The sequence below is a fragment of the Microbulbifer sp. SE14 genome (assembly GCF_059834885.1).
The window spans coordinates 61,854-82,327 of the sequence record NZ_JCBAJA010000016.1 but is presented as its reverse complement, the minus strand read 5'-3'; the positions used below and the strand labels follow the sequence as shown (position 1 = coordinate 82,327).

Below are 20,474 nucleotides of genomic sequence, written 5' to 3'. Positions count from 1 at the left end.
AAAGGCGCATTTTTTTGCTATATGTGTAGGGACACATCGACTGGAGTATCGCCATGGGCATTCTCTCCTGGATCATTCTCGGGCTTATCGCCGGCGTGCTGGCGAAATGGATCATGCCGGGTCCGGACCCCGGCGGCTGGATAGTGACTATCGTGATCGGCATAGTGGGGGCCTTTATCGGCGGCTGGCTGGGCTCCCTGGTGGGTATCGGCGGACCGGTAACCGGTTTTGCCCTTGGGGACATAGTGACCGCCACCGTCGGTGCCATCATATTGCTGTTCATCTATCGCATGCTCAAGCGGCGCAGTCACTAGGTAGATGGTTTTCTCAGTGCCGGTCCGGGTTCCGGATCGGCACTTGTAAATCACAATACCCGCGTGGAAAAAGCGGGATTACTTTTTTCGCAGAAGTCGCCAAGCCGCGGACTATACTGACGGGGCTTTTTCTTGGGGTAAGGACAGCTCTGCGGGGTTACATAGGACAACAATAGGGGAATATGGCAGGGGGGCGCTGGACCGGCCCGCATCCCTGCCCGGACTGTTATGGAACAAGAAAAACTTTGGATTTTCGGCTGCGGCGATCTCGGCGCTCGCCTGGCACTGCAGCTGAACCGGCAGGAGTACGCAGTTTACGGGGTGCGCCGCAATCCGCTGGTGGCCCTGGCGAGCAAGCGCCGCGCGGATGTGGTCAACTGGCGCCGCGGCGACGCCACAAAAAAGGAAGACATAGAGCGGCTGCTGGCCGACGGCGCCGATGTAGTGCTGGCCACCTTCACTCCCGACGAACACACCCAGAGTGGCTACCACCGCGCTTATATCGATACCGCCACCGCGCTGGCCGAGGCCCTGCCCCACCTTCCGCGCCCACCGCGCCTGCTGATCTGGGTCTCCTCGACCCGCGTCTACGGCCAGTGTGGCGACTCGTTTCTCGACGAGCAGACCCCGGCCATTCCCAGCGGATTCCAGGGCGATATCCTGCTGGCGGCGGAGGAGATCATCCGCCGCGCCGTGCCCACCACCTGCGTGGTGCGCTTCGCCGGCATCTACGGCCCGGGGCGCGACCGGCTGCTGTCCCAGGTGCGCGCCGGCCGCTGCGCGCCGCCGCAGCCGCCGCAGTTCAGCAACCGCATCCACGTGGACGACGCTATCGGTTTCCTGATTCACCTGATGGAGAAACACAAGCGGGGCTGGTCGCCGGAAACGCTCTATATCGGCGCCGACTGTATGCCGGTACCCATGTACGAACTGCAGCAGTGGCTGGTCAAGGCCATGGGCTACACCAGTGCCCACCTTCGCGAGATTGTCGAGACCAGCGAGCGCCGCTCGAAGAAACTCAGCAATAAGCGCATGCTGGAGAGCGGCTACGAGATGAAATACCCGGACTACAAGACCGGTTACAGCGCCCTGCTGGAGTCGGAAGGCTGAGAGCCAGGCCTTCCGACGACAATGACCGACCGCACCTTCTGGCAAACCCCCAGGGCCGGCAATATCGCCAGGCTCAGCCAAAAAAGCGAACCGCTGGGCCCCCTGCCCGCCGGTCGCGTGCGCGTCGAAGTGGCGGCGGTGGGGCTCAATTTCGCCGATATCTTTGCCCTCACCGGGCTCTACTCCGCCACACCGAGCGGTGCCTTTACTCCCGGCCTGGAGTTCGCCGGCAGGGTGCTGGAAACCGCTGACGACACGGGTTTTGCTCCGGGGGACAGGGTGATGGGGGTGACCCGCTTCGGCGGCTACGCCTCGGCCATCGACAGTGAACCCGACTACCTGATCCCCCTCCCCGCTGGCTGGGACTTCGCCCAGGGCGCGGCCTGGCCCGCCCAGACCCTGACCGCCTGGTATGCACTGACGCGACTCGGTGCCCTGCAACCGGGCCGGAGAGTCCTGGTCCACAGCGCCGCCGGCGGTGTGGGGCTGCAGGCGATGAAGCTGACCCGGGCGCTGGGCGGCACGCCAGTGGGAACCGTCGGCAGTGAAGACAAAGTAGAGCTGCTGGGCGAGTTGGGATTCGGCGAGGTGCTGGTTCGGGAAAGGGATTTTGCCCGGCAGTTGCGGCGCGAGGGGCTGCACTTCGACCTGGTCCTGGATGCGATCGGCGGCAGTGTGCAGAAAGCCAGCTTCGATGCGCTCAATCCGATGGGGCGGCTGGTGGTGTTCGGTGCGGCCGAATTCACCCCGCAGGGAAACCGCCCCAATTACCTGAAGGCGGCCTGGCGCTACCTGCGCCGTCCCCGCTACGACGTGATGGACATGATCAGCAGCAACCGCTCGGTGCTGGCCTTCAACCTGATCTGGCTGTGGGAACAGAAGGTCGAGATGAAAGCGCTGCTGGCCGAGTTGGAAAGGGTTCCGCTGCCGCCACCGCTGGTGGGGCACCGCTTTGCGTTCGGCGAGGCCCACGCCGCCCTGGATCTGCTGCGTTCGGGGCGGTCAGTGGGCAAGGTGGTGTTGGAGATGCGGAATCATTCCGCATTCAGATGACCATTACCCCTTCCGCCTCAAACAGCGCCCCCTTGGGCAGCTCCTTCACACCCACCGCCGCGCGCGCCGGATAGGGCTGCTGGAAGAATTCCGCCATCACTTCGTTGACGGTGGCGAAGTCGCTGAGGTCGGTCAGGTAGAGGTTCAGCTTGACGATATGTCCAAGGGAGCCGTTGGCCGCCTCGCACACCGCCTGCAGGTTGGTGAACACCTGGCGCGCCTGGGCGGCGAAGTCGCCGGGGACTATTTCCATGCTCTGCGGATCCAGCGGAATCTGCCCGGACAGGTAGACGGTGTTGTCGACCTTGACCGCCTGGGAATAGCTGCCGATAGCGGCCGGGGCCTTGTCGGTCTTGATCACGGCGCGGTTGGGCATGGGGTGCTCCAAAATACTTTCCAGAAAAAGAAAGCGGGGGAATATATCGCGGTTTGCCGGGAATTGGGAGTGCGTAGGTTGGGGTGAGCTCCGCGAACCCCAACCTACGCTTGAGAGTCCCGAGTCCCGAGTCCCGAGTCCCGTCTTTACGGCCTGGCGATACGAATCACCGACGGCAGGTTGCGCAGCCGCTTCATCACCCGTGCCAGGTGCACGCGGTTGCTGACTTCCAGGGTCATGGCGATGACGCTGTTGTGGGCGTCCTTCTCGTCCACGTGGATCTGCTCGATGCTGGCGCCCTCCTCGGTGATGCGGGTGGCCAGCCGCGCGATGATGCCGCGCTCGGATTCCACCTCCACGCGCACGTCGCCGAGGAATTCCCCCTTCACGTCCGGCGACCAGTTCACCAGCATGATGTTTTCCGGGTGCTCGCGGAATTCGATGGTGTTGCGGCAGGTATCCCGGTGCACCACCACGCCCTTGCCGGAGCTGATGTGGCCGATGATGGTGTCGCCGGGGATCGGGCGACAGCAGCGGGCGAAGCTGATCAGCATGCCCTCCTGGGCGTCGATGGTCAGCGGCGAGGAAATGTGACTGGCCTCGGCCTCCTCACTGCCGGCAGGCGCCAGCAGCTTGGCCGCGGAAAAGGCCACCTTGTTGCCCAGGCCTATCTCCTCCAGCAGCTTCTCCAGGGTCGCGCACTTGGTCTCGCGCAGGCCGTGCTGCAGCTGCTCCTCGGTCAGGTCGTCGAGGCGCGTGTTGAACTTGCCCAGGGCCTTGTCCAGCAGGCGCCGGCCCAGGGCCACGGAATCGTGGTGGCGCTGGTGCTTGAGGAAGTGGCGTATGGCGCTGCGCGCCTTGGCGGTGACGACGAAATTGAGCCAGTTGGGATTCGGCTGCGCGTTCTTGCGCGTCAGTATCTCCACCTTCTGCCCGCTCTCCAGCGGCTGCGACAGGGGCGCCAGGCGCTGGTTGATGCGCACGGCGACGCAGGAGTTGCCGATATCCGTGTGCACCGAGTAGGCGAAGTCCACCGCGGTGGCGCCTGCGGGCAGGTCGACGATCTCGCCCTTGGGGGTGAAGACGTAGACCTCGTCCGGGAAGAGATCGATCTTCACGTTCTCGATGAATTCCAGTGAGTCGCCGGCGCGCTGCTGCATCTCCAGCAGGCCCTGCACCCAGCGGCGCGCGCGCACCTGGCTGGTGCCGCCGGTGTTGATCACCTCGTCGCCGGAGGCCTTGTACAGCCAGTGGGCGGCGATGCCGCTGTTGGCCATCTCGTCCATTTCCTTGGTGCGCACCTGCACCTCGATGGGCACGCCGTGCATGCCCAGCAGCACCGTGTGCAGCGACTGGTAGCCGTTGGATTTTGGGATGGCGATATAGTCCTTGAACTCGCTGATCACCGGCTTGTACAGGTTGTGCATCACTCCCAATACCCGGTAGCAGGCGTCCACGCTGTCGACGATGATGCGAAAGGCGTAGACGTCCATGATCTCCTTGAAGGATTTTTTTTTGGCGCGCATCTTTTGGTAGATGCTGTACAGATGCTTTTCGCGGCCGATCACCAGCGCGTCTATGCCCTCCCGCTGCAGGCGCAGTTCGATGGCATTCTGGATTTTTTCCAGCAGCTCCTTGCGGTTGCCGCGCGCCGCTACCAAAGCCGCGCGCAGGCGGCTGGCGCGCAGGGGGTAGATGGCAAAGAAGGCGCGGTCCTCGAACTCGATGCGCACGTCGTTCATGCCCAGGCGGTTGGCGATGGGCGCGTAGATCTCCAGGGTCTCGCGGGCGATGCGCGCGCGCTTCTGCGGCTTCAGTGCGCCCAGGGTGCGCATGTTGTGCAAGCGGTCGGCGAGTTTGACCAGTATCACGCGGATATCCCGCGCCATGGCCAGGGCCATCTTCTGGAAGTTCTCCGCCTGCTTCTCCGCCGGGCTGTCGGTCTCGAACTGGGTCAGCTTGGAGACGCCGTCCACCAGGTCCGCCACCTCGTCGCCGAACTGTTCCGCCAGCGCCGGTTTGGGGATGCCGGTGTCCTCGATCACGTCGTGGAGCATGGCCGCGGCCAGGCTCTGGTGATCCATATGCATACCGGCCAGTATGGTGGCGACCGCCAGCGGGTGGGTGATATAGGGTTCGCCGGAGCGGCGCTGCTGGCCGTCGTGGGCCTGCTCCGCGTAGAAATAGGCGCGGCGGACAATCTGGATCTGGTCGGTGGGCAGGTACGACGAGAGGCGGTGGGCCAGACTATCGATGGTGTGCAAAGCCGCGCGCGCCTCTCAGTAAATGCAGTCGGTGGAAGGGATAGGTCAGATATCCTGCTCGGACAGGTAGGCCGGTGCGGCCATGGACTGCGCCGGAGCCCGCTCCTCTTCCGGCTCGTCGAGGATGCTGGCGTCCACCAGGCCTTCCTCGATCTCGCGCAGGGCGATGACCGTGGGCTTGTCGTTCTCCTCCGCTACCAGCGGGTCCCTGCCGCCGGTGGCGATCTGGCGGGCGCGCTTGCTGCCCACGATAACGAGTTCGAAGCGGTTGTCGACGTGTTCGAGGCAATCTTCAACGGTGATACGTGCCATAAACTTTCGGTTCCATTAACAGTGCATAGGGTGCCCGGTGGGGCGAATTCGGTACGGGGGACCGGCTATTTTACCGGACCGCGGAGTGTACGCAAATCGATCAATCGGCTCAATGGCGCAACAAGCGGTTCAGTGGCGTAAAAGGGCCTGCAACAGCTCGCCGTGGCGCTCCTGCTGGTGCTTCAGGCGGCTCCGCTGGGCGCTGACGATGGCGCGCAGTTCATACAGCGCCTGGTCGAAGTTGTCGTTGATCACCAGGTAGTCCGCTTCCACATAGTGGGACATCTCGTCGATGGCCTGTTCCATGCGCCTGTCGATCACGCTCTGTTCGTCCTGGCCGCGACCGGTCAAACGCTCGCGCAGGGCCTGCTGGGACGGCGGCAGTATGAAGATGCCCTGCGTCTCCGGCAGCAGCCGGCGCACTTGGCCGGCGCCCTGCCAGTCGATCTCGAGGATCACATCGCGGCCAGCCGCCAGTGTCTCCCGGACCCACTCCTTGGAGGTGCCGTAGTAGTTGTCGAATACCTGCGCGTGCTCGAGGAAGGCGTTCCTGTTCAGCATTTCCACGAACTCGTCGCGGCTGACGAAATGGTAGTTGACCCCGTCCTGCTCGCCCGGGCGCATGGGTCTGGTGGTGTGGGACACGGAAACTGTTACCTGGCTGTCGCTGTCCACCAGCGCCTTTACCAGGCTGGTCTTCCCCGCGCCGGAGGGCGCGGACACGGTAAAGAGGGTTCCTGTTTGCACGACTGATCCTGCTGTTCCTATATCTGGCGGGCAAAGCGGGCATTATAACGGAAGCAGCTGGATAAGGCGGGCAAAAGGCTGAACCCCGGCCGGGTTGGGGGGGAGTGTTGGGATTTTTCAGGGACACGGTACTGCATTGTATGCCCCTGAGCCCGGCCGGGATCGCCCGGCAGAAGCTTCCCCGATCACCACCTACCCCCTGTGATCGGGTTCAACTTCCTGTTGCTAATCGCTAACGAGGGCGACTGTATCCTCTTTGTTGGTAAAAGCCAACCACCACCATGCGAGCGCGCTGAGCAATATATAGCCGGACAGAACGGCGGAAAGCGCCGTCGGCAACAGGGGAGCGAGCGGGATCAGCCCCCCCAGGCGTACCAGTTCTGCGGCACCGGCCAGGCGGTGGCCGTCGAGGATGCGGCCGTTGACGATCAACCCGAATGACAGCAGTAGTACCGCGATCAGCTGCTGCGAGTAATCCATCGTCTGCGCGTACCAGAGCAGCGCCAGGGTCGCGGCGGAGTAGCACAGGTGCTGCACCAGCGCGTAAATGCGCCTGCCGCGGCCAATCTGCGGATCGAAGCGTTGGAAGTCGTCCAGGTCGCAGGAGGGTACCGGCATGGCCGCTTCCGCGTCCGCCGGGCGGTAGCCGGTGCGGCGGAACCAGAGGGTGAGCTTGTCCCACCAGCTCTTCGTGTACCAGGCGTCCAGGGCCATGCGCTTGTAGTGCTGCAGGTTGGCCGCCAGTGGATCGAAACTGTTCAGCGGCTTGCGCACCCCGTAGATGCAGGGCTCCTCTTCCAGTTCCTCCTGGTAGCTGCCGAACAGCCGGTCCCAGATGATCAGGACACCACCGTAGTTCCTGTCCACGTAAACCCTGTTCTGGGCGTGGTGTACCCGGTGGTTGGAGGGGGTGACGAAAATCCACTCCATCCAGCGTACTTTGGGGAACTTCTGCGTGTGCACCCAGAACTGGTAGATCAAGTCGATGGCGCCTGCGGTGATCATCAGTTCCGGCGGCATGCCGATCAGCAGCAGCGGCATATAGAAGATCCAGCCGATCGGCGGGCCGCCCGCCGGCTGGCGCAGGGCCGTTGTCAGGTTGTAGTCCTCGCTCTGGTGATGCACCAGGTGATCGGCCCAGAAGAGATTGACCTCATGGGCGAAGCGGTGCTTCCAGTAGTAGCAGAAGTCGTAGGCCACCACCGCCAGCAGCAGGTGCCAGCCGCTGTCCGGCGACCAGTTGAAACCCACCACTTCATAGTAGGGCGTGAGAAATTCGTAGACCGGGATATAGATCAACAGCCCCACACCCGCGCGCACCAGGCCGGAAAGGCGGCTCAGTATGCCTGCGCTGAGGCTGCCGATCGCGTCGTTCAGCCGGTACAGGCCCCAGCCGCGCCAGCGGTCCAGTGCCAGTTCCACCAGCACGGCGATCAGGAAGAAGGGAATGGCCAGGGTGACGAGACTCACGGGTACCTCTTTAATATTGTTATCAGGTCGAATTCTGGCCACTTTGCCACAGACCTCCGGTGGCGCCCAGGCGCCGAAGGGCCTGATTTTAAAATCCGTTAGCAGTTTTTGTTCCGCGCATAAAAAAGGGGCGGCCGATTGGCCGCCCCTTGTGTCTGCTGCAGGCAGTTACTGGCTCTGCGCATCCAGGGTCACGCCCGAATAGGCGTCGTAGCCGTAGATACTGATATACCAGGTGCCCTCGGAGGGGTTGCTGAAACTGCAGCTCTCGTCATTGCCCCACTTGTAGGGACGGCAGTCGTAGCTGCTGGACGTCGGCTCAGCGCCGTAGCGCACGTACAGGTCACCGTCGCCACTGCCGCCGGACATCTGCACATCCAGGGAGGACATGCCGGCGTTCACCTCCAGGGTGAAGTGTTGCCAGGAGCCCTGGCTGCCGGACAGGTCTGTCTCGGTCCAGCCGGTGGCTCCGCTGCCGCCGCCGCTCTCGTCGTAGCTGCCCACCAGGCTGACGCCGGAGAAGCTGCTGTAGGCGCGCACCATCACATAGTAGGTGCCCTCCTGTACATTGGAGATGCTGCAGGTCTCCTCATTGCCGTTCAGGTAGGGACGGCAGTCGTAGCTGGAGGTGGTGGGGGCGGAGCCGAACTTCACATACAGGTCGGCGTCGCCGCTGCCGCCGGAGATCTGGAACTCCAGGTTGGAGGCGCCCGCCGGTACGTCCAGGGTGTAGTGCAGCTCCTCGCCGGTGCTGGCGGCCAGGTCCGTCTCCACCACACCGTTCTCCAGCACGCCGTCGCCCGGCTCGGTGCCGCCGCCGCTGGCCGCCTCCACTGCCGCCGCCGCGTCGACGATACCGGCGCCGCAGCCGCTGCAGGAAGCGGGGAAGCTGCGCGCGGTGTTCGCCAGGATGGACTCAACCTCAGACGGGGTGATACTCGGGTTGACCGAGTAGAGCAGCGCCGCGGCACCGGCCACGTGGGGCGCGGCCATACTGGTGCCCTGGTAGAAGGCATAGCTGTCATTCTCCGGACCCTGGCTACCGCTGTTCAGGGTGGACAGAACGCCATTGCTGGTGGTGGAGGTGTCGCCGCCGGGAGCCGCCACTTCCACCACGCTGCCGTAGTTGGAGTACCAGGCGCGGCCGCCGGACCTGTCCACCGAGGCCACGGTGACGACGCCGTCACAGCTGGCCGGGGAGTAGCCGCCGGCGTCGTCGTTGGAGTTGCCCGCGGCGACCACCACGGTGGCGCCGAGGTTGCGGGCGGTGTTAATGGCGTTCTGGGTGGTGCTGCCACAGCTGCCGCCACCGCCGAGGCTCAGGTTCAGCACCTGGGCCGGGTTGGCGTTGTCGGGAACACCGCTGACGGAACCGCCGGCACCCCAGATGATCGCATCGGCGATATCGGAGGTGTAGCCCCCGCAGCGACCCAGAACGCGGATGGGTACCACCTTGGACTTGTAGGCGACGCCGGCAACGCCGCTGCCGTTGTTGGTGACCGCCGCCACTGTGCCAGCCACGTGGGTGCCGTGCCAACTACTGTTGCTGGCGGGGGAGCCGGAGTAGCAGGCGTCGGCCGGGGCCCAGTCGCCCGGATCGCTGGCGTCGCTATCGCGGCCGTCGCCGTCCTGGGCCACGTCCGAGTCGGAGATCATGTCGTAGCCGGGCAGCAGGTTGTCCGCCAGGTCGGCGTGCGGCAGGTAGCCGGTGTCGATCACCGCCACCACCACGCCCTCGCCCTGGGTGGTGTCCCAGGCGGTCGGTAGATTCAGGCCGGCGGTGGACTCGAAGTAGTGCCACTGCTCGTCGTAGCGGGTGTCATTGGGTGTGGCCATTGGCTGCAGCAGCAGGTCCGGTTCGACATACTCCACGTCGGGATCCTGCTGCAGGCGACTCACGATCGCCGCCAGTTCCGTCTTGCCCTTGCGGCCATCGAGGCGCATCAGCTGTGCACCGGTGGCCAGGCGCCGCATATGCGTGAGGTTCATCCCGGCCATGCGCGAGGCGTGCGCCAGGGCCGCCTGGGACATGCCCGGACCGTTGCCCATCTGCGCGGAGTCCTTGTACTTGACGATAATGCGATCGGTTATCGGTGCGGCGCTGGTTGTCAGTGCCGAGGGGGCGTTCTTCTCCACTGCTGTGGCGAAGGGTGCACCGGCGAACAGCGCGGCGGCACCTACCAGCGCGGATTTCCGCAGTAGTTTGTTAAATGGTGATTTCATTGTTGCTAGGTTCTCCTAATTATTTTCGGAAGCGCTTTATCGTTTTTTTGCGCTGCCGGTTTCGTTCAGGCTTTTATTTTTTTAATTGACTCTCCTTGTTTTTCTCGTGATGGGTGGTCTGTGAGATTCGATTGGTCGCGCACCAATTTGGCGCAAGAGCAGCCGTAATTTCTATCCTATGTATCTCCTATAACGGTAATTTCTCTCCTCCCCTCAGTTGAAAAACATCGCATTAGGTGACATTTTGCGCCAGAAAATAGATCTTTTTAGTATAAGGATAAGCCCGTATGGAATACGCGAAGGAGGCCGCAGCAGTTCTGCCAAGTACGGCAGAAACACTTGGGGTATATGGGATAAAAAGGAGTTCAGACAGTTTGTCGGGATTGAATGGACGGTATTTGTCGCGGTGGAATTATTTAAATTCTTTATGCAAATAAAGTTTATTAATATCTGCTGTCGCACAGATGCATCTTGTGGCGCCCAGATGCCACTGGGATACTGTGGAATAACCGGCTGCACTCAGCCGGCCTGAAGAAATAACAATACAAAGGAGATTTCATGACTGTGACCGTCAACCCCTATGCATCGCCGGAGACGGCCGATCTGGTTCAGCAGGAGCCGGACGCGCAGCCGGTAGAACCGAAAGTCTTCGCGTTCTCCGGCCGCCTGGGCCGTATGCGCATGGTGACCTACCTGTTTTTCGCCTCGCTGCTCAGCCTGGCGATCGCCATGCCGTCGATGGCGTTCATGTTTTCCGGCAATTTTGCCCTGGGCGGGTTGCTCTACATCGCCGCGATATTGTTCAGCAGTATCTACAGCGTTTCACTGTATGCGCGCCGCCTGCACGATCTGGATAAATCCGGCTGGTGGATGCTGCTGTTCCTGGTGCCGCTGGCCAATATCGGCCTGTTGCTGTACCTGCTGTTCGCGGGCGGTACCCAGGGGGCCAATCAGTACGGCGCGCCGACCACGCCCAACTCCACCGGTGTCAAAGTGGGATTTGTTATCAGCCTGATATTTGCGCTGGTGCTGCCGATACTGGCGGCAGTCGCAGTTCCCGCGTACCAGGACTATGTGGAGCGCGCGCAGCAGGGGCAGATGCAGTAGGACATTGGGAAGGGATTCGGAGCCGCTCACTGGAGCGGCTTTTTTGTTTGGTGCGGGGGTGCCGGATTACTCGATGTTCTGCACCTGCTCGCGCATCTGCTCGATCAGCACTTTCAACTCCACCGCCGCCTGGGTGGTGTCGGTGACCACGGACTTGGACGAGAGGGTGTTGGCCTCGCGGTTGAATTCCTGCATCAGGAAGTCCAGCCGCCGGCCTATGGCGCCGCCGCCGGCGAGGACGCGGCGGGTTTCTGCGACGTGGGCGTCGAGGCGGTCCAGCTCCTCGTCCACGTCGGCCTTCTGGGCCAGCAGTACGATTTCCTGCTCCAGGCGGTCCTTGTCCAGTTCGCCCAGCAGTTCCTCCAGGCGCGTGCGCAGCTTCTCCCGCTGCGCCTCCAGTATCTGCGGCAGCAACTCGCGCACGCCGACCACCTGCTTCTCGATGCTCTCCAGGCGCGCCTCGATAAACCTGCGCAGCTCCGCACCCTCCCGCTCGCGGTTGGCGCTGAGCTGTTCCAGCGCCTCGCCGAAGGCCTGCAGGACAGCGGCGGACTGCTGCTCCACATCGGTTTCCGGTTCCGCGATCACGCCTGGCCACTGCAGTATCTGCAGCGGGTTGAGCGGCGCCGTGTCGGGGCCGGGGGACACCTGCTTCGCGGCCTGTAGCAGCGCCTGTACCAGCGGCTGGTTGATTTCCAGGCCGGTGGTTTCCATGTTGTTGGGTTTCAGCGTCAGGGTGAGTTCCACCTTGCCGCGGGACAGGGTCTTGCGCAGGGTTTCGCGCAGCTGGGTTTCCAGCGGGCGCGCGGCTTCGGGCAGGCGGAAGTGGGGTTCCAGGTAGCGGTGATTCACCGAGCGCAGTTCCCAGATGGCATTGCCGGTGGCGTAGGAGGCCTCGGCGCGGCCGAAGGCGGTCATACTGCGCACTTTGTCATTAACCCTGGCCATAGCTGCTCTCCCCCGCAGGCGTTTGCTGTTGTTCGGCTGTTATTTAGGATCGGCGGCCGGGCATCATAGCACAGGCACCCCGACACTCTGTGTGCGGCTATAATGCAGCGCTTTGAGCCCAAATCCGAAAACAACAGAACTGAGGTGAAACATGCAGCGTCCCAGCGGCCGCCAGCCTGCGCAACTGCGCTCCGTCCGTATTACCCGCAACTACACCCGCCATGCGGAGGGTTCGGTGCTGGTGGAGTTTGGCGATACCAAAGTGCTGTGCAATGCGTCGGTGGCCGATGAGGTGCCGCGCTTCCTGCGCGGCCAGGGCAGCGGCTGGATCACCGCCGAGTACGGCATGCTGCCCCGCTCCACCGGCTCACGCATGCCCCGCGAAGCGGCCAAGGGCAAGCAGAGCGGGCGCACCGTGGAGATACAGCGCCTGATTGGCCGCTCCCTGCGCGCAGCGGTGGACCTGAGGCTGCTGGGGGAGAACCAGATCACCTTGGACTGCGATGTGATACAGGCGGACGGCGGCACCCGCACCGCGGCGATCACTGGCGCCTGCGTGGCCCTGGTAGATGCGCTCCGTTACATGCAGCGGGAAAAAATCATTACCGCGGATCCGCTGGTCAACATGGTCGCGGCGGTGTCCGTGGGTATCTACGATGGCGAGCCGGTACTGGACCTGGACTACCCGGAGGACAGCAGCGCCGACACCGACATGAACCTGGTGATGGCCGAGGACGGCGGCATGATCGAAGTGCAGGGCACCGCCGAGGGTGCGCCCTTTACCGAGAAGCAGTTCGCGCAGATGCTGGCGCTGGGCAAGGCGGGGATCGATGAGCTGACTGCGCTGCAGAGGAAGGCGCTGGCGGAATAGTATTGAATGCGGAACGGTAGCCTTGTTCTTTAGGGCTTCCGCTGCCAGCCGCCAGCCTGTTCGCGGCCGACGGCCGTTCCCGCAGCGGTGAACCAGCCCGCGTATTCCGCATTCCGCATTCGTCAAACCTCCAGGTCGTAATCCATGATCACCGGCAGGTGGCTGGAGAAGTCGACGTTCTTGTTGATGGCGCCGTACTCGATGCGGTTTTTCAGGGTGTGGGAGACTATCTGCATGTCCGTGCGCCAGCCGTCGCCCTCACCCACCACGCCGCTCGGCCACCAGGTGAACTCGTCCGCGTCCTTGACCACCTTGCGGAAGGCATCCACGTAGCCGATCTCGTTGAACAGCTGGTCCAGCCAGCGCTGCTCGTGGCGCATGAAGCCGGGGGTGTCCTGGTGGTCCTGCCAGTTCTGTACGTCGGCGCGGCGATGGGCCATGCCCCAGTTGCCGCAGAAGATGAAGTCGCGGCGCTTGCGGCTGATCTTGTGCAGGTGTGCCTGCATGTCGTCGAAGAACTGCACTTTCTTTTCCAGGGATGCCTCGTCGCTGGCCACCGGTGCCAGCAGCGAGCCGACGCTGAGGCGCTCGAAGTCCGCCTGCAGGTAGCGGCCGTACATATCCTCGCCGTTGGCGAAGCCCATGCCGAAGATGATCGCCTTGGGCTGGCTGCGGGTATAGATGGCCACGCCGTTCTCGTGGGGCGTACCGGAATCGAAGAAGTAGCTGTAATAGCCGTCGGGATGGAAGATCGGGTGATCCAGTTCCGGCTCCAGGGAGCGCAGGTCCTGCAGGCAGATGATATCCGCGTCCTGTTCCGCCAACCAATCGTAGAGGCCGCGCTGCGCCGCCTGATGAACGCCGTCTACCGACAGACTCACTATTCGCATTATTAGCCCCTTACCAGCGAGCTGTGTATCATTAATAACATTATGTGCACACCTCTCCCCCTTGGTTCCCGTGGGGGAGGTCTCCCTTCACCTTAGCCAATAGTTAACAAATTTCCATGCAGCAGTATCAGCGCGACTTTATCCAACTGGCCCTGAACCATCAGGTTCTGTGTTTCGGTGATTTCACCCTGAAGTCCGGCCGCCAGAGCCCCTACTTCTTCAATGCCGGCCGCTTCCACACCGGCGCCGCACTGGCGGCGCTGGGACAGGCCTATGCCGAAGCGATAATTGCCTCGGGAGTGGAGTTCGATGTCATTTTCGGGCCGGCCTACAAGGGTATACCGCTGGGCGCGGTGACTGCCGTGGCGCTGGCGCAGAAAGGCGTGGACAAGCCCTTCTGCTACAACCGCAAAGAGGCCAAGGATCACGGCGAAGGCGGAACCTTAGTGGGTGCGCCGCTCGTTGGCAAGGTTTTGATTATCGATGACGTGATTACCGCCGGCACCGCGGTGCGCGAGGTGATGCACATCATCGGCCAACACGGGGCCGAGGCGGCCGGCGTGGTCATCGGCCTGAACCGCCAGGAGAAGGCCGGTGAGGACTGTGAACTCTCCGCTATCCAGCAGGTGGAGAGACAGTACAATATCCCGGTCGTCAGTATTGTGCAGCTGGATCATATCATCAGCTACCTGGAGGAGGAGTCGCAGGACAGCGACACGGTAAGGAAAATAGTGGATTACCGGCAGCGCTATGGCGTCTCGGGGCATTAGTGCCGGGATCGCCGGCGCGCCCGACCTTTGAGCGAGAAGCGCGATGAAAGTCGCCCCCCAGTCAAATTCCCTCACGGCAGCCCTGCTGTTCGTTGCCCTGGCGCTGCCCCTGGCCCCCGCCCAGGCAAAACCGGGCGGCGAGATCAGTGGCAGGGTGCTCTACCGCTATACCGATGAGAAGGGCATCCAGGTGCTCGACGACCAGGTGCCGCCGCGCTATGTGGCCAAGGGATACGAGATACTGAGCCTCTCCGGCCAGGTCCTCAAGGTGGTGCCGCCGCAACTGAGCGGCGAGGAACTGGCCGAGAAACGGCGCCGCGAGGCGCAGCGGGAGGCAGACCTCCAGCTGCTCAAGCGCTACAACAGCGTCGCCGACATCGAGAGCGCCCGCTCGCGCAAACTGGCGATCGTCGAGCAGGATATGGCGATCATGCGCTCCAACATCTCCAGCCTGGGCCGGCAGATCGAGCAGGAGGAAGTGGCGGCCGCACGCACCCAGCGCAATGGTGGCAAGGTGGCGCCGGAACTGCTGGAGCGCATCGCCGACCTGCGCGAGGAAGTGGCGGTTCTGCAGGAGCGCCTGGGCCGGCGCGAGGCGGAGGCGGAGGCGATCAACGCCGAGTTCGATAGGGCCGCCGCGCGCTACGCACAGATCGCCCAGTAGGGTGCGCCGTGCGCACCGCCAGTCCCGGTGCGCACGGCGCACCCTACGTCAGCGCTGTCTCGCGAAAGAATCCCGCCATCAGCACCGGCCACTGTTCCGCCCAGTACTCGGTGGGCTTGCGCTTGAAGCCGCTGCGCACGTACTGGACGATGCGTCCCTCGGCGCTGGCCAGCAGCAGGTTGGCGGCGCCGCCCAGGGGAATGGCCGGGCGCAGCTGCTCGCGCAGCTCCGCCTCGCGCAGAATCTGCTTCAGCTGGGTCTCCAGCCGGTCGAAGAACTGCAGTATGCGCCCGTGCAGCCGCTCGGTCTCGCCGGTCAACGCGTCGCCGGTGAGCAGCCTGGTGATGCCCGGGTTGCGCTCGCAAAAGGCCAGCAGCAGGTGCAGTATCTTCTGGCAGCGCACCAGCGCCGAGGGTTCGTCCTGCAGTATCAGCGACACGCGGCTGAATACCGTCTCTTCGATAAACTCGATCAGTCCCTCGAACATCTTCGATTTGCTGGGGAAGTGGCGGTAGAGCGCCGCCTCGGAGAAACCCACCTCCTTGGCCAGGGCCGCGGTGGTGATGCGCGCTCCGGGGCTGGCTTCCAGCATGTGTGCCAGGGCCTGGAGTATCTGTTGACGGCGGTTGATTTTTTCGCTGCTCATTCGCTGCCTTTGTCCGGCGCAAGCGCCGGATAACTATTGTTTTTGCCGCGCGAATCCTACCCATTCGCCGGGACCGCTTCAATTATTAATCCGCCCGCGGGGGATTAACCGAGTTGGTGATCAGGGTGCCCACGCCGGTATCGGTGAATATCTCCAGCAGCACCGCGTGGGGTACGCGGCCGTCGATGATATGGGCAGAGGTCACGCCGGCCTTCACCGCCTCCAGGGCGCAGGCGATCTTCGGCAGCATGCCGCCGTAGATGGTGCCGTCGGCGATCAGGCCATCCACCTGCAGGGTGGAGAGGCCGGTCAGCACCTCGCCCTTCTTGTCCTGCAGGCCGGCCACGTTGGTCAGCAGCATCAGCTTTTCCGCCTTCAGGTACTCGGCGATCTTGCCGGCCACCAGGTCGGCGTTGATATTGTAGGAGGCACCGTCCTCGCCCACGCCGATGGGGGCGATCACCGGGATGAAGTCGCTGTGGATCAGCATGTCTATCACATCGGTGTTGACGCTCTCCACCTCGCCCACGTGGCCGATATCGATGATTTCCGACGCGTGCAGGCCGGCAGTCTCGTTCTTGATCCTGAGTTTTTTCGCCTTGATCAGCAGGCCGTCCTTGCCGGTCACGCCCACGGCGCGGCCGCCGTTCTTGTTGATCAGGTTGACTATCTGCTTGTTTACCGTGCCGCCGAGCACCATCTCGACCACATCCATGGTCTCGCTGTCGGTCACGCGCATGCCGTCGACGAAGCGGGATTCGATGCTGAGCTTGTCCAGCAGCTCGCCGATCTGCGGCCCGCCGCCGTGCACCACCACCGGGTTCATGCCCACCAGCTTCATCAGGATGATGTCGCGGGCGAAGCTGTTCTGCAGCGCCTCGTCCACCATCGCATTGCCGCCGAACTTGACCACTATGGTCTTGCCGGTGAAGCGCTGGATATAGGGCAGCGCCTCGTTCAGTACCTGGGCGACGCGCAGGGCGGATTTGCTATCCAATGACATAAATCGAGATTCCTTCTTATACGAGTTGCCAGTCCGGCACTGCGAGTTTGGGGTCCACTTTTTTCAGTTCGGCCATCACCTGCCGGCGGATACGCTCCAGGGCCTCATCGTTTTCCGCCTCGAAGCGCAACGTCAGCGCGGCGCCGGTATTGGAGGCGCGCACCAGGCCCCAGCCGTCGGCGTACTCTATGCGCAGGCCGTCGATGGTATTGACGTCGGCTTCGCCGAAGTCGCCCAGCTCTTTCAGCTTCTCGACCAGTGCGAACTTTTCCCGCTCCTCAACCGGCAGCAGTATTTCCGGGGTGCTGGTCATCTGCGGCAGCGACTCGAGCAGATCGTCCAGGCTCTGTTCCCGCAGTGCCATGATCTCGAGAATGCGCGCGGCGGCGTAGATGCCGTCGTCGAAACCGAGCCAGCGGTCCTTGATAAAGATATGGCCGGACAGTTCGCCGCCCAGGATCGCCCCCGTCTCCAGCATTTTGGTTTTCATCGGCGCGTGGCCGGTCTTCCACATGATCGGGCGGCCGCCGTACTGGTTGACCAACTGCGCCAGCGCGCGGCTGCTCTTGACGTCGAAGACGATATTCTCGCCCGGATTGCGGGCCAGTATGTCGCGGGCCAGCAGCATCACCAGCTGGTCCGCCCAGGCGATACGGCCGGAGGCGGAAACCAGGGTGACGCGATCGCCGTCGCCATCCAAGGCCACGCCCAGGTCGGCCCCGGTTTCGGCGACCTTCCCGATCAGCGCCTGCAGGTTTTCCGGGCGCGAAGGGTCGGGAGCGTGATTGGGGAAGTTGCCGTCTATCTCGCAGAAGAGCGGCGTCACCGCACAGCCCAGCTGCTCGAACAGCCGCGGCGCCAGCAGCGAGGTGGCACCGTTGCCGGCGTCCACCACCAGGTGCGGCTGCCCGGCCAGGGCCACATCGTTGAAGATCTCGTCGATGTAATTTTCCCTGATGTCCTGCTCGCGGTTACTGCCCTGACCGCTCCTGAAGGGACCCTTCTGCATCAGCTGGTGCAGGCGCTGCAGCTTGTCCTCCGCCAGCGGCCGGCCTTTCAGAACTATTTTGAAGCCGTTGTACTCCGCCGGGTTGTGACTGGCGGTCACCATCACGCCGCTGCTGGTGTTTTTGCCCTTGGCGCAGGCGTAGTAGAGCAGCGGCGACGGTACCAGCCCCAGGTTTACGGCGTTGCAACCGCTGTCGAGAATGCCCTCCACCAGGCAGTTGCCGAGCAGTTCGCTGCTGTTGCGGCCGTCGCGCCCCACCAGCAGTATCTCCTCGCCGGCGTGCTGGGCCAGGCTACCGAGGGCACGGCCCAGCTGGTATGCGAAGGGTTCATTGATTTCCTTGCCGGCAATACCGCGGATATCGTAGGCACGGAACACCTGGCGAGGGAAGTTCGCGGGCTGCAATTCGGATTTCTGCGGCGCCTTGCTCTCCGGCTCTGGCTTGTGGCCTACGCTGGGCGCCGCCGTGGATTGGGGCTCCGGCTCGCTGTTCATCCTCGATGACAGCTCGGCCAGCTTCTCTTCCAGTTCTTCGCGGTCTTCGCTGTCGTAGTCTCTGCTGCGCCGCTCCTTTTTTTCACTTCGTTCCCAGGGTGCCAGGGTGTTGCGGGGCATAAAACGCAGCAACAAAAGCAGGGACGCCAGCAGGCCGACAGCGGCGCCGATGTAAATCCAGCGCGCGGAAAGGCCGTGCTCCCGGGCGAAGGCCGCGGAGGGCTTGAATTCCACGGACAGATGGCTGCCGCCTATTTTCGCGCTGGCCGGCTTGCCGCCGCCCTGCCCCGCCTGCCACAGGGGCTGTTGCGGTCCGTCCGGGAATTTCTGCAGCAGCCTGAGCTGTCCGCTGCCGCTGTCGAATTTTTTCAGCGCGGACTCAAAGGTGGTGAAGGGTTGGGTTACCAGCATCAGCTTTTCCCGCAGGGGTGCGGCGCTGTGCAGCTGCCAGCCGTTGTCGCTGCCGGTGCGCAGGAACTCCACCGGTTGCGGGGCCTTCTCGCCGCTGCGCTTGAGCAGGTCCACCAGGGCGAAGTTGAGTGCAGGGTTTGCGCCGGCGCCCACCCGGACCTGGTCCGCGGCAAAAACCTGTATGGAGGCGTTTTCCGGCAGTGCGGCTGTCTGCAGCAGTTCCGCTGTCGGTCTCTCATCCGCGTCCAGACGCTGCAGCTGCTGCGCGCGCTTCGCCAGGTACAGCTGCAATTCTGCGGCGTAGGTCTGCGCCTTCTGTTGCGCGGCCTGTTCGACCCGGGCGGCGCTGTGCGGGGCTAAGATACTGCCCTCTATATAGTAGGCCCCGCCCAGCCAGGCTGCGGCTGCCAGTAGCGACGGCAGCAGCAGGCCGCTGTGGAATGGGGACTTGAAGTCGCTCTGTTTGCGTGAAGTCACGGGATTATCTGTAACCTTCCTGCTGTAACCTTTCAGTAACGCGAATTGTTATTGTGTGAGTTTTTAAGGCGCCGGCGCCCGGGCGGCGATGATCTCTACCAGCTGATCCGCCAGTTCGGTCTTCAGTGCCGGCGGCAGCTCCTGGCAGCCGGCGGCATCAATCACGGTGACGGCGTTGCGGTCGCTGTCGAAGCCGCTGTCCGCGGCGCTGACATCGTTGGCGATGATCATGTCGAGCTTCTTGCGCGCCAGCTTGTCCCGGGCGTGTTCTATGACCTTTTCCGTCTCCGCGGCAAAGCCGACGGTATAGGGTCGCAGTTTACTGCGCGCGGCTATGCCGGCGACTATGTCGGGATTCTTGACCAGCGCCAGGATTTCCTCGCCCCTGTCCTCCCGCTTCTTGATTTTCTGTTGCGCCACCTCCGCAGGGCGGAAGTCCGCCACTGCGGCAGCGCCGACAAATATATCGCAGAGGTCGGCGGCGCGTTCGGCGGCGTCGCGCATCTCCAGGGCGCCGGTCACGTCCACGCGCCTGACACCGGCGGGTGTGGGGAGATTCACCGGGCCGGCAATCAGGGTTACCTCGGCACCGGCGCGCTGCGCCGCCGCGGCCAGGGCGAAGCCCATCTTGCCGGAGCTGTGGTTGCTGAGGAAGCGCACCGGATCCAGCGCCTCGCGGGTGGGCCCGGCGGTGATTGCCAGTTTCCTGCCGGCCAGGGACTGGCGTGGCCGGAGTAGTGTTTCCACCTCGGCCACCAGTGCGTCCGGCTCCAGCATGCGCCCGGGGCCCACGTCGCCACAGGCCTGGCTGCCGGCGGCGGGGCCCCAGAGGAGCACGCCGCGACCCAGCAGCGTCTGCACATTGGCCGCCGTGGCCGCGTGGCGCCACATGGCCTGGTTCATCGCCGGTGCCAGTGCCAGCCTGGCCTCGCTGGCGAGGCACAGGGTTGAGAGCAGGTCGTCGGCCATGCCGCAGGCGAGCTTGGCCAGAATCTGGGCGCTGGCCGGGGCGATCAGGATCAACTCGGCCCACTTGGCCAGTTCGATATGGCCCATGGCCGCCTCGGCGGCCGGGTCCAGCAGGTCGGTGTGCACCGGGTTGCCGGACAGCGCCTGGTAGGTCAGCGGCCTGACGAACTCCTGTGCGCCCGCGGTCATGACCACCCGCACCTCGGCGCCGCGCTCCTTGAGGCGCCGCACCAGGTCGGCGCTCTTGTAGGCGGCGATGCCGCCGCTGACGCCCAGCAGTATGTGTTTTCCGGCCAGGGAGGACATAGGCGCTGTTTCCGAGATTGGGAGAGCGGGTAAGATTAG

General features: G+C 63.6%; 19 protein-coding genes. 7 read left to right on the top strand and 12 right to left on the bottom strand.

Annotation, left to right across the window (positions count from 1 at the left end):
* Positions 1-53 precede the first annotated feature (53 nt).
* From AC6R19_RS12855 to AC6R19_RS12845, 3 genes are all read left to right on the top strand, one after another.
* Positions 54-314, top strand: a complete 261-nt coding sequence (locus AC6R19_RS12855) for a GlsB/YeaQ/YmgE family stress response membrane protein (protein WP_500580220.1) — start codon at positions 54-56, stop codon at positions 312-314.
* A gap of 228 nt (positions 315-542) precedes the next feature.
* Positions 543-1,424, top strand: coding sequence for an NAD-dependent epimerase/dehydratase family protein (locus tag AC6R19_RS12850; RefSeq protein ID WP_500580219.1), 882 nt, complete (start codon positions 543-545; stop codon positions 1,422-1,424).
* 21 nt (positions 1,425-1,445) lie between these two features.
* On the top strand, positions 1,446-2,477 hold the full coding sequence (locus tag AC6R19_RS12845) for a zinc-binding dehydrogenase (RefSeq protein ID WP_500580218.1): 1,032 nt from the start codon (positions 1,446-1,448) through the stop codon (positions 2,475-2,477).
* Here the strand turns inward: AC6R19_RS12845 and AC6R19_RS12840 are convergent.
* The 6 genes from AC6R19_RS12840 to AC6R19_RS12815 all read right to left on the bottom strand — a co-directional run bounded on the left by AC6R19_RS12840 (position 2,470) and on the right by AC6R19_RS12815 (position 9,869).
* Positions 2,470-2,853, bottom strand: a complete 384-nt coding sequence (locus tag AC6R19_RS12840; protein ID WP_500580217.1) for a RidA family protein — start codon at positions 2,851-2,853, stop codon at positions 2,470-2,472. The genes AC6R19_RS12845 and AC6R19_RS12840 overlap by 8 nt on opposite strands.
* Positions 2,854-2,999: 146 nt before the next feature.
* On the bottom strand, positions 3,000-5,117 hold the full coding sequence (spoT, locus tag AC6R19_RS12835) for a bifunctional GTP diphosphokinase/guanosine-3',5'-bis pyrophosphate 3'-pyrophosphohydrolase (protein ID WP_500580216.1): 2,118 nt from the start codon (positions 5,115-5,117) through the stop codon (positions 3,000-3,002).
* Positions 5,118-5,162: 45 nt separating this feature from the next.
* Positions 5,163-5,429, bottom strand: coding sequence for a DNA-directed RNA polymerase subunit omega (rpoZ, locus tag AC6R19_RS12830; RefSeq protein ID WP_500580215.1), 267 nt, complete (start codon positions 5,427-5,429; stop codon positions 5,163-5,165).
* 129 nt (positions 5,430-5,558) lie between these two features.
* The gene (gene gmk / locus AC6R19_RS12825; RefSeq protein WP_500580214.1) at positions 5,559-6,176 is read right to left on the bottom strand and encodes a guanylate kinase; all 618 of its coding nucleotides are present in this window, start codon (positions 6,174-6,176) and stop codon (positions 5,559-5,561) included.
* 225 nt (positions 6,177-6,401) lie between these two features.
* Positions 6,402-7,646 (bottom strand): sterol desaturase family protein, encoded by a 1,245-nt coding sequence (locus AC6R19_RS12820; RefSeq protein WP_500580213.1) that lies wholly within the window; start codon positions 7,644-7,646, stop codon positions 6,402-6,404.
* Positions 7,647-7,814: 168 nt separating this feature from the next.
* Positions 7,815-9,869 carry a S8 family peptidase gene (locus AC6R19_RS12815; RefSeq protein ID WP_500580212.1) on the bottom strand — a complete coding sequence of 685 codons (2,055 nt, stop codon included), beginning with the start codon at positions 9,867-9,869 and terminating at the stop codon, positions 7,815-7,817.
* A 558-nt stretch (positions 9,870-10,427) separates the two neighbouring features.
* On the opposite strand from AC6R19_RS12815, the gene AC6R19_RS12810 reads away from it, so the two are divergent.
* On the top strand, positions 10,428-10,976 hold the full coding sequence (locus AC6R19_RS12810) for a DUF805 domain-containing protein (RefSeq protein WP_500580211.1): 549 nt from the start codon (positions 10,428-10,430) through the stop codon (positions 10,974-10,976).
* A gap of 66 nt (positions 10,977-11,042) precedes the next feature.
* Here the strand turns inward: AC6R19_RS12810 and AC6R19_RS12805 are convergent, their stop codons facing one another.
* Positions 11,043-11,924, bottom strand: a complete 882-nt coding sequence (locus tag AC6R19_RS12805; RefSeq protein ID WP_500580210.1) for a YicC/YloC family endoribonuclease — start codon at positions 11,922-11,924, stop codon at positions 11,043-11,045.
* A 151-nt stretch (positions 11,925-12,075) separates the two neighbouring features.
* Here AC6R19_RS12805 and rph point away from each other — a divergent pair, with 151 nt between their 5' ends.
* Positions 12,076-12,795 (top strand): ribonuclease PH, encoded by a 720-nt coding sequence (gene rph, locus AC6R19_RS12800; protein WP_500580209.1) that lies wholly within the window; start codon positions 12,076-12,078, stop codon positions 12,793-12,795.
* Between the two features lie 122 nt (positions 12,796-12,917).
* On the opposite strand, the gene AC6R19_RS12795 is transcribed toward rph, so the two are convergent.
* Positions 12,918-13,685, bottom strand: a complete 768-nt coding sequence (locus AC6R19_RS12795; protein WP_500580208.1) for an exodeoxyribonuclease III — start codon at positions 13,683-13,685, stop codon at positions 12,918-12,920.
* A 116-nt stretch (positions 13,686-13,801) separates the two neighbouring features.
* Between AC6R19_RS12795 and pyrE the strand changes: the two genes are divergently transcribed.
* Positions 13,802-14,455, top strand: a complete 654-nt coding sequence (gene pyrE, locus AC6R19_RS12790) for an orotate phosphoribosyltransferase (protein WP_500580207.1) — start codon at positions 13,802-13,804, stop codon at positions 14,453-14,455.
* 43 nt (positions 14,456-14,498) lie between these two features.
* A complete protein-coding gene (locus AC6R19_RS12785; protein ID WP_500580206.1) occupies positions 14,499-15,119 on the top strand; it encodes a hypothetical protein in 621 nt (206 codons plus the stop codon).
* Between the two features lie 43 nt (positions 15,120-15,162).
* On the opposite strand, the gene slmA is transcribed toward AC6R19_RS12785, so the two are convergent.
* The 4 genes from slmA to coaBC form a co-directional block, all read right to left on the bottom strand.
* Positions 15,163-15,765, bottom strand: coding sequence for a nucleoid occlusion factor SlmA (gene slmA, locus AC6R19_RS12780; RefSeq protein WP_500580205.1), 603 nt, complete (start codon positions 15,763-15,765; stop codon positions 15,163-15,165).
* 85 nt (positions 15,766-15,850) lie between these two features.
* Positions 15,851-16,768, bottom strand: coding sequence for an acetylglutamate kinase (gene argB, locus AC6R19_RS12775; protein WP_500580204.1), 918 nt, complete (start codon positions 16,766-16,768; stop codon positions 15,851-15,853).
* A 16-nt stretch (positions 16,769-16,784) separates the two neighbouring features.
* Positions 16,785-19,160: a phosphomannomutase/phosphoglucomutase gene (locus AC6R19_RS12770; protein WP_500580203.1), complete on the bottom strand. Its 2,376-nt coding sequence runs from the start codon at positions 19,158-19,160 to the stop codon at positions 16,785-16,787.
* 63 nt (positions 19,161-19,223) lie between these two features.
* The gene (gene coaBC, locus AC6R19_RS12765; protein WP_500580202.1) at positions 19,224-20,435 is read right to left on the bottom strand and encodes a bifunctional phosphopantothenoylcysteine decarboxylase/phosphopantothenate--cysteine ligase CoaBC; all 1,212 of its coding nucleotides are present in this window, start codon (positions 20,433-20,435) and stop codon (positions 19,224-19,226) included.
* Positions 20,436-20,474 lie beyond the last annotated feature (39 nt).

Coding starts and splice junctions, on each gene's coding strand:
- argB (WP_500580204.1), bottom strand. CDS start 16,768: ATGTCATTGGATAGCAAATCCGCCCTGCGCGTCGCCCAGGTACTGAAC.
- AC6R19_RS12845 (WP_500580218.1), top strand. CDS start 1,446: ATGACCGACCGCACCTTCTGGCAAACCCCCAGGGCCGGCAATATCGCC.
- rph (WP_500580209.1), top strand. CDS start 12,076: ATGCAGCGTCCCAGCGGCCGCCAGCCTGCGCAACTGCGCTCCGTCCGT.
- slmA (WP_500580205.1), bottom strand. CDS start 15,765: ATGAGCAGCGAAAAAATCAACCGCCGTCAACAGATACTCCAGGCCCTG.
- AC6R19_RS12815 (WP_500580212.1), bottom strand. CDS start 9,869: ATGAAATCACCATTTAACAAACTACTGCGGAAATCCGCGCTGGTAGGT.
- pyrE (WP_500580207.1), top strand. CDS start 13,802: ATGCAGCAGTATCAGCGCGACTTTATCCAACTGGCCCTGAACCATCAG.
- coaBC (WP_500580202.1), bottom strand. CDS start 20,435: ATGTCCTCCCTGGCCGGAAAACACATACTGCTGGGCGTCAGCGGCGGC.
- AC6R19_RS12795 (WP_500580208.1), bottom strand. CDS start 13,685: ATGCGAATAGTGAGTCTGTCGGTAGACGGCGTTCATCAGGCGGCGCAG.
- AC6R19_RS12855 (WP_500580220.1), top strand. CDS start 54: ATGGGCATTCTCTCCTGGATCATTCTCGGGCTTATCGCCGGCGTGCTG.
- AC6R19_RS12840 (WP_500580217.1), bottom strand. CDS start 2,853: ATGCCCAACCGCGCCGTGATCAAGACCGACAAGGCCCCGGCCGCTATC.
- rpoZ (WP_500580215.1), bottom strand. CDS start 5,429: ATGGCACGTATCACCGTTGAAGATTGCCTCGAACACGTCGACAACCGC.
- AC6R19_RS12805 (WP_500580210.1), bottom strand. CDS start 11,924: ATGGCCAGGGTTAATGACAAAGTGCGCAGTATGACCGCCTTCGGCCGC.
- AC6R19_RS12850 (WP_500580219.1), top strand. CDS start 543: ATGGAACAAGAAAAACTTTGGATTTTCGGCTGCGGCGATCTCGGCGCT.
- AC6R19_RS12785 (WP_500580206.1), top strand. CDS start 14,499: ATGAAAGTCGCCCCCCAGTCAAATTCCCTCACGGCAGCCCTGCTGTTC.
- AC6R19_RS12810 (WP_500580211.1), top strand. CDS start 10,428: ATGACTGTGACCGTCAACCCCTATGCATCGCCGGAGACGGCCGATCTG.